At 38.3% G+C, this 5,947-nt stretch carries 7 protein-coding genes; 5 read left to right on the plus strand and 2 right to left on the minus strand.

The annotated features are described in order from the left end of the window. Positions 1-410 precede the first annotated feature (410 nt). From H6G79_RS35950 to H6G79_RS35960, 3 genes are all read left to right on the plus strand, one after another. On the plus strand, positions 411-1,361 hold the full coding sequence (locus H6G79_RS35950) for an RNA polymerase sigma factor, RpoD/SigA family (RefSeq protein WP_190595300.1): 951 nt from the start codon (positions 411-413) through the stop codon (positions 1,359-1,361). Positions 1,362-1,876: 515 nt separating this feature from the next. After that, positions 1,877-2,737: a ParA family protein gene (locus tag H6G79_RS35955; RefSeq protein ID WP_190595299.1), complete on the plus strand. Its 861-nt coding sequence runs from the start codon at positions 1,877-1,879 to the stop codon at positions 2,735-2,737. 2 nt (positions 2,738-2,739) lie between these two features. Continuing rightward, positions 2,740-3,903 carry a ParB/RepB/Spo0J family partition protein gene (locus H6G79_RS35960; protein ID WP_190595298.1) on the plus strand — a complete coding sequence of 388 codons (1,164 nt, stop codon included), beginning with the start codon at positions 2,740-2,742 and terminating at the stop codon, positions 3,901-3,903. Positions 3,904-4,023: 120 nt separating this feature from the next. On the opposite strand, the gene H6G79_RS35965 is transcribed toward H6G79_RS35960, so the two are convergent. Then, a complete protein-coding gene (locus H6G79_RS35965) occupies positions 4,024-4,284 on the minus strand; it encodes a hypothetical protein (protein ID WP_190595297.1) in 261 nt (86 codons plus the stop codon). 161 nt (positions 4,285-4,445) lie between these two features. Here H6G79_RS35965 and H6G79_RS35970 point away from each other — a divergent pair, with 161 nt between their 5' ends. Continuing rightward, complete coding sequence (locus H6G79_RS35970) at positions 4,446-5,051, plus strand: hypothetical protein (protein ID WP_190595296.1); 606 nt, start codon at positions 4,446-4,448, stop codon at positions 5,049-5,051. Here the strand turns inward: H6G79_RS35970 and H6G79_RS35975 are convergent. Next, a complete protein-coding gene (locus tag H6G79_RS35975) occupies positions 5,048-5,398 on the minus strand; it encodes a WGR domain-containing protein (RefSeq protein WP_190595295.1) in 351 nt (116 codons plus the stop codon). The genes H6G79_RS35970 and H6G79_RS35975 overlap by 4 nt on opposite strands. 94 nt (positions 5,399-5,492) lie before the next feature. On the opposite strand from H6G79_RS35975, the gene H6G79_RS35980 reads away from it, so the two are divergent. Continuing rightward, entirely contained in the window at positions 5,493-5,744 is a 252-nt protein-coding gene (locus H6G79_RS35980) for a hypothetical protein (RefSeq protein ID WP_190595294.1), read from the plus strand. The last annotated feature ends 203 nt before the right edge of the window (positions 5,745-5,947 follow it).

Here is a 5,947-nt window from a genome sequence, read left to right on the forward strand (position 1 = left end):
AATGGGGGTCAAATGTAACCTATATAACCCCCATTTGACCCCCATCTGTGAATTTTAATTGTTGGGGGTTATATGACCCCCATTTGACCCCTATTTGTAGTTTTGGATTTTTTGCAAGGTTTACTTATTTTTTGGCTTAAGTTAATTTGTTCTATTCAAATACAAACTTTGGTTGTAACAATTCAGTAAAATCATCTTTTAATTTGTTATAGCCAGTGCCTGTTTTAAGCAATCAGTTGCTCACCATCGGTATTCCTGAACATCTACGATATTGATATTCCCGCTACAATAGCCTCATTCTTGACTGAACAAAAACCTGATTAACATTGACAACAGAAATTAATTTCGATATTTAAGTATTTGATTTATACTCTGTGTCAACATCTTTGTTACCAAACCAGTTAAGTTCCATGTCTAGGCTTGATTCAGATACAGTTGGCATTTACCTTAAAGAAATTAGTCGCTTCCCATTGCTAAAACCAGAACAAGAGATTCTCTATGCTAGACAGATACAGGAGTTGATAGCCGTCCAGCAACAAAAATCTATTCTCCAGCAACAGCTTCATAGAGAAATCACTAATGTTGAACTAGCTGCAAAACTCAAAAAAACTGAAGCACAGTTAAACTTCATCCTAGAACAAGGTCAACGTGCCAAACAAAAAATGATTAACGCCAACCTCCGCTTGGTAGTAGCGATCGCTAAAAAACATCAGTGGAGCAATCTAGACTTGTTAGATTTAGTTCAAGAAGGCGTAATCGGCTTGCAGCAGGCTGCTGAAAAGTTTGACCCTAATCGTGGCTATAAATTCTCCACTTGTGCCTACTGGTGGATTCGCCAAGCTATCATGCGAGCGATTGCCGAAAAATCACGCACTGTTAGACTCCCCTGTCATTTGAGTGAGAAGTTTATGCGAATTAGGAAAGTTCAACAGGAGCTTTCTCAAAAAATTGGTCGCCCTGCCACAATTACAGAAATAGCAAAAGTTATTAATGTACAGCCAACTCAGGTTAGAGAATATTTGGCGGCATTTCGTCAACCTGTTTCCTTAGACTTACAAGTTGGCGAGGAGCAAGACACGCAATTACAAAAACTTTTACCTGACGATAGTCTTTCTCCGTTCGAGTATGTTGCTCAAGAACTTTTTTGTCAAGACCTGAATGATTGGTTGAGTCTACTAACACCAATACAAAAGCAGGTAATTTTATTACGTTTTGGCTTCAGCAACGAAGGCAAGGTAACTGCTAAACAAATTGCCCAAAGACTCCAAATCAGTCCAGCTAGGGTTAATCACATTCAGCAGCAGGCTATTAAAGTTCTACGACGTGAGCAACAGAAAATGCTAGAGTATGTGGCTGGTTGAATTTGTAGATGGTATCCAATGTTTAACACATTGAAGAATAATGCACTTAATAATCAATACCTTTGCCAAAATAAGAGCCTACAAAAATTTTGGCAAAAAACTGGCAAAATTACCCATACATAAACCTTTTGCTAACAAGGTGGCTTGGAGTGTCAGAGCCTATATACTGTGGGCAATATACTAAAAAATACCTTGCGGGAAACCTGAAAGGTATTTTTAGAACTGATTGTTTTTGCCCAGTTTCAGAGGAATCAGAGTTTGTACATCCAATCACCCTCGTAAATTGGCAAAGGTATTGAATAATGAAACTAACATTAGTTTCATCGTTTTTGAAACTAATGTTAGTTTCACATAGATAACCTGAATGGTTAATTTTTTTCTTTAGACTTCTTAGACAGTTTGTACTCTCGCCTCTAGGCAAGCTTTTATCAAAGTTACGACTAAAATCGTTTTGGTATATTTGTGGCTTTTAATAACTAGAGTTAAAAATTATATGGATATCAAAAAACTTTGCCATGAAAAAGAAACCAGCTAAAAAGCAGATTCGGCTAACAATTGCTAGTAATGCAGGCGGATCGGGGAAAACCACTGTCGCAACCCATTTGGCTTATGCTGTTGGTGCAAAAGGTTACAAAGTTACTTTAATAGAGCTTGATCAAAACGGTTCACTGTGTATCTTTGCTAGGCTTGCACCAGCAGCGATGGAACAATCTCTAGCAATTGTATTAAAAAAAACATTCGCAGGTAACTACCCATTGATTCCGCTTTGGGAAGAACATATTTCCACTGTGACAGCTATTCAAGGCGGTAAATTTCTGGAAGAAAGTATTGCCGAAATATATAATTACAGTCGCCGTCACTATACGCTCAAAGATAGATTAGAAGATTTTCCTTTAAACAGTGACTTAATTATTTTTGATACTCCTGCCTCTTTAGAGCCTATGGGATTAATAGCTCTAGCAGCTTGTACTCATGTACTTGTTCCCATTAAGCCAGAGTATAAAGATACAGGAGCTTTCGCAGGTTTTTTAGATTGGTTCTATAGTAAAGTAGACGATTTAAGATTAAAACCACAACCTGAAATTTTAGGGTTTGTACCTACAAGGGTAGATTTATACGATGTAGGAGCGCATAGGGATATTTTAGGGCTAGACAAAAAAGGCAAACCCAGAAGTGATATTGATCCTGAAAAAACTCTTCCTTACTTAATTGAACAAATGGGAATTCGCTGCTTTCCCTTCATTCGAGAGTCGAATTATTATCTCAAAGCTAGTGGTTCTGGATTACCCTTGCATTTATATCGACCTGGCTATGATGCTAGTGAAGATTTCAAGCCAATTGTGAGTAGCTTAATTAAATTAATAACAGAGGATTGATAATGCCAAGTAAAAAACCTGTGGAGATTAGTCAACTGTTTGGTCAAGCAGGACAGTCTCAGCAAATTCATCAACTTAAAAGTCAGATAGAGAAACTTGAGGCAGAAATTACTCAGTTACGGGCAAATGTATTCAGCCCAGAAGAAAAAGCTGTATTAGAACAGCAAATTGAGCAACTCACTAACCAGCTGGCTACTCAAGGTGGGGTACATGAAATTGCAATTAGTCTTATAGATCCCGACCCCACACAACCTAGACAAACATTTCCTCCATTAATAATTCAGGAACGAGCTGAAAGCTTGCGTAGGCAAGGACAGCAAAATCCAATAGTGCTTATTCCTCAACTTGATGGGCGTTACAAATTATTTGATGGAGAACTCAGGTGGAGAGCAGCTCCATTAGCTGAAATGACAAAACTAAAAGCCGTCTTTTTATCCAAAGAAGAAATTCCAGACGAAGTAGCAGTCTTTGAAGGGCAACTAGTAACTAGTATTCACTCGCAAAAACTTCATGATCTTGATTTAGCCACTGCCTTAATTAGATTAATTATATTTAAATACCCTAATTTCATCGGTCAGGAAGATGAAATCCCAAAATTCCTCAATGCTTTTATTAATCGTCTAGTCCGCAGTCAGAAGATACAAGATTTAGCACTGATCAAAGATGCTGATTTAATAACTCAGCAAGAGTGGCTAGAAACATCTGATTTTAAGGAACAGGAAGAATATGAAATAGTTTCTGTCTTACTAGGGCTACAACTTAATCCAGTATCTGTTAATAATAATATTTTTCCTCTACTCAAGGTGGCAGAAGACCTCAAGGTTATTATTCGCTCTGAAGGATTAGAAAGTAGCAAAATAAGGGAACTTAACAAACTATCTGCTGAACAGCTAAAAGTTGATGAATCTCAGGCTAGAGGCATTCGTGTTCAAATTACTCAGCAAGTCGTTCAAAACAAACTCTCCTTGAGCCAAACTAAAACATTAGTTAAGCAAACACTAGAGAAGTACAATGCTTCTAATAATAAAACCAAACATGAAAAACAAATAGATAAAACTATTAAAGATATACAATCAATAAACTTAAAATCATTAGAACCAACTAGACTTTCTAAATTACATGAAGTTCTTAAACAAACACTACACGAAATTGAAACTCTTATGTAATTATGTCTAGAGAAATAGTATAATTGTACTATCAACGATTGAAATCGCCCAAAGCAAATTACTTCAATGCTTCTGGTTAATTACGCACCAGAAGCATTTTGCTTACAGTCAGCGATCGCCTTATGAAGACTTCTGAAAATCAACATCACTTCGATAAACCTTAGCCCTGGGCTTACCTTTTTTAGCTGGTGCAGCTACAGAAGACTTCTTAGGTGGTACTGGAGGACGGCAGGTTTCGCAGTACAGAGGTCGTGGGCCATAAGTCTCACGAGAGGTTGTTTGTTCGCACTGCTTACAGACAAAGTTGAATGTGCGCGTGTGGATCTGACGTTTGTGCGCTCTGACGGTGTATTCTTGAACTTCTATGTACTTGCTGGGCATCGAATACCTGGAATTTTATCTATATAAATAATTAGTATAGATTTAGCTTTTCTACTAAGTCCAATGCTGTGTTTAATCCGGCAGAAAAACTGTGCGACTATTTGAAATTGGCAGTAATTAAATCCTGCCTTGGTTAAATTTACACCTTGGGATGTTTTAATATGACAAAAATATTACAACCAGGACAAAGCTACACTTTTAGTAATTACTTCCAAATGTCTTTTCCAATAGAAGAGATATTGAAAGAGCTTGACTACAATTATCTTAATCAAAAATTAGACTTACCTGCTGTCGAGAACCTCCCAACTAGCTTTGAGCAGCTAAATACAACTATCAACAGAAACCTTCGGCTAACTAGTTTGTTGACGGAGGATGCGAGAAAACAAGCGGCGATCGCTCCGATATTATTTGAAGTGTGCGATTATTACCAAACTAAGCTGAACATTGAGTATCCGGTGAATGCTGGTGAATACTTAAAAGGGACATTAGACTACTACATCAAAAACAGCAACCAACTGTTGATAGTGGAAGCCAAAAATGCTGACTTGACCAGAGGTTTTACCCAGTTAGCTGTAGAGTTGATCGCATTGGCACAAATTAGTGAGTCAGAATCAACCAAGATTTATGGTGCGGTAACAATTGGTAACATCTGGAAATTTGGTTTTCTCCAGCAACAAGAGAATGTAATTTACGAGGATTTAAACCTGTACATAGTGCCAGATCAGCTTGAAATACTGTTCAAGATATTATTGGGGATACTGGACTAAAATAACGACAGCTGCCCAGGAGAAAGCTTGTTTTCTCTGGTTGGGGGCTGGGGCAATGTGGTTTGTGCTGGAATTAAGCAGTATCGTGATTTTCCCTCAAACTTTGTGTACCCTCGTTTCTCTCTGCGCTGCTGTAGCTTTTGATAGTTGTCCAATGCGGCTTGATAATCAGGAAAATCTAGGTCTTGTGATTTACCGAATCCTTTTTTGGCAGCACTACCCCAGGTTTTGGTGATGACCCACTCGCCAAATACATTCTGACACAGCGTTAAGGCGTAAAATCGCGTGTGCCGTTGCCACTTGCATTCTTGCCAGATGTCTAGTCGGTAAACAGTTTGCTCAAGCATTTTTTCATACACAGCCCTTCTTGTATAATACTTAAATGCCAGGAAATCACAAACGCTACGCACAAGTTTTGTGGAAATTGGTGGACAAATAATCATGACCAATCAAATCTTTGTAGTAGTTGCAGATGGTTCGCAGCGTGAGTGGACTGAGGCAGAAAAGCATCTGATTAGCAATAACCCAGAACTAATTGACCAACTTCAGGGCTGGCTGGAAAATTCGTTGAGCGACGGCTGTTGGCATCCACAGAATTATCAATTTCTGCAAAGACTAATCAACCCATTGAAGATAGAACTGTTCTGCTTGTTTCAAGACGAAGAACTTGATGAAATCGAAATTCCGTTCTGACATTTAATTGTTCCAGACCTCCCGTGAGAACAGGAGGTCAATTCGCTTCGCTAGTTGCCATTGAAAATCTCTCGTTCTTCAGGAGAAAAACAATGGAAACTCTACAATCCACACTAACCTACGCTATCGAAATCGTTGTTATGAGCTTCGTCACCGTTATTGTGATAGACACAGTTAACAGCGTTCTCGCTCAAGCACATAAA

It is taken from the genome of Anabaena sp. FACHB-83 (assembly GCF_014697485.1).
Taxonomy (GTDB): domain Bacteria; phylum Cyanobacteriota; class Cyanobacteriia; order Cyanobacteriales; family Nostocaceae; genus Nostoc_B.